Consider the following 258-nt stretch of genomic DNA (forward strand, 5'->3'; position numbering starts at 1 on the left):
GCGGCGCGCCTACGGTTCGGTGGGGTTCGTGGTGCTCGCCGAGGCAGCGGTCCTCGGCTACGCGGCCTTCGCCGCCGCGCGCGGTGAAATCGACCTCACCCGACTCGTCATCAGCGCCCAGGCGGCGCTCGCCCTGCCCGCGCTCGGCTGGGTCGGCGACGAGGACCTCATGGTGCGGGACGCCCTGCTGGGGCTGCGGTCGCTCGCGGCGCTGGAGCGGTGCGGAGATGAGGGAGGAGAAGGGCGCGGGGAAGGGGG

At 75.2% G+C, this 258-nt stretch carries 1 protein-coding gene; it reads left to right on the forward strand.

Going from position 1 to position 258, the window contains the following annotated elements:
- Positions 1–258: hypothetical protein (locus tag AOK22_RS28825; protein ID WP_167357895.1), on the forward strand; the 258-nt coding region annotated here is incomplete at both ends.

The sequence above is a fragment of the Streptomyces silaceus genome, from assembly GCF_001419745.1.
GTDB classification, from domain to species: domain Bacteria; phylum Actinomycetota; class Actinomycetes; order Streptomycetales; family Streptomycetaceae; genus Streptomyces; species Streptomyces silaceus.